Genomic DNA, 1522 nt, shown 5'->3' on the forward strand with positions numbered 1-1522 from the left:
TTACCGAAAAACAATATTTGATTGATAACAAAGTTGTCGTCGAATCCTCAAAAGGCGTTAATGAAAACGTATTTCGATTTAACGGCAATTACTTTAAACCTAATTTGAATATTAAACCAACCGTTCAAAAAGAGTTTCAGAATCTTATCAACTCTTACAAACCGGTTGAAAAATTTGCGCAATACATTCACGAGAACTTTAGAGATAGTTGTTCTATTTATGATGCCGATGGTGACATAAGTTTTGCAACCGTTCATAGAGCCAGTGACAAATTGGATAAAAAAGGCACTTTATGGTGGGGCTACGAAACTGGTGGCGCTGATGGCGGTAATTGTTGGGGCGGTGAGGCTCGATATTATACCGTTGATGAAAAACCGAAAAAAGACTTTCCACCACTGAAAGAATTCTTGAAAGACATGGTGCCTGACATTACGTTTCTTGATTATGATGATCTTCGAGAAATTATCAAAAGCGATGATATTCGTGAACGAGAGTACTATGGAAACCATACGGATTATTATGTTGAATACATTGAGCCTGACAAGCTTTATAAGAAACTCAATGATATGGGGTATGATCTGGAAAGTCGCTTCTCAAATAAAGAAAAGAAAAAAAGTGGCTTAAAAATAAAAGAGCATTAAAAATATAAGAGTCGTATGTAACTGTGCGACTCTTTCATTTCAAGGAAGCTATGAATAAAATTCTTCGCACACTAAAATATAAATTTCTTGAGAACATTGGTTTAAGAGAGAAAATTAACTTTAAAGAAGCCTTTAATAGACAAGAAAGACTTTTAATTAAAGCGACCATAGAGCAAGATAGGAAAACACTGTCAGATATTCTTGATAATGGCATGACATTTGATTTTAAAGGAAAAGCGGGCGTTTCACCGATCCTTTGGTTTATCCGACATGAAGAGTGGGAAGCTGTTAAACTCGCCATAGAGCTTGGGGCCGATCCTGATTTTCTTGCCAACAAACATTCTACACCACTGGATATTTTCATTCTACAGAATAATTTGTCCATGGTCGATTTCTTTTTACGACATGGAGCGAACCCAAACATACTAAATCAACACGAACAACCCATACTATTTGATGCCATATTGGATAACAATTGGGCGATTCTCAAATTATTGGTAAGATATGGCGCTGATGTAGATTTGTTAAGTCGTGCTGGAGAAAACAGCGCTTTGTATGCAGCCACTCTTTTCCGGTTTGAGATGGTTTTCTATTTGATTGCTCAAGGGGCAATATATACATTAACGAGCAATTCTGGTCTCAGCATTCAGTCCCTTATCGAAGAAGCAATTGAAGAAAATATTTTTAGAGCTGACAGTGAAGGAGCAGAATGGATGATGCGCGTTAAACGCCTTATCGAGCATTAATTATCGCATCATCAACAAACAGAGTTTTAATCCATTTCAACATTTTCTTTATAAAGATAACGTCCTGCGGCATCGAAAGCTTTCGCATAATCACTTTCGTAAAAATCGGAATGTGAAAAAGCGTTATATTCGATG

Annotated in this window: 2 protein-coding genes; both read left to right on the plus strand. The window is 36.5% G+C overall.

Features of this window, described 5'->3' with window-relative positions:
- On the plus strand, nucleotides 1-641 hold a 641-nt coding region (locus DWA30_RS00650; RefSeq protein ID WP_210725374.1), incomplete at its 5' end, for a hypothetical protein.
- Nucleotides 642-691: 50 nt separating this feature from the next.
- A complete protein-coding gene (locus DWA30_RS00655) occupies nucleotides 692-1387 on the plus strand; it encodes an ankyrin repeat domain-containing protein (protein ID WP_114490621.1) in 696 nt (231 codons plus the stop codon).
- Nucleotides 1388-1522 lie beyond the last annotated feature (135 nt).

Origin of the sequence: Candidatus Ulvibacter alkanivorans (assembly GCF_003333325.1) — a bacterium.
GTDB lineage: Bacteria > Bacteroidota > Bacteroidia > Flavobacteriales > Flavobacteriaceae > Ulvibacter_A > Ulvibacter_A alkanivorans.

What these genes read in the sequence shown, in the direction of transcription:
- DWA30_RS00655 (WP_114490621.1), top strand. Translation starts at nt 692, where the DNA reads ATGAATAAAATTCTTCGCACACTAAAATATAAATTTCTTGAGAACATT.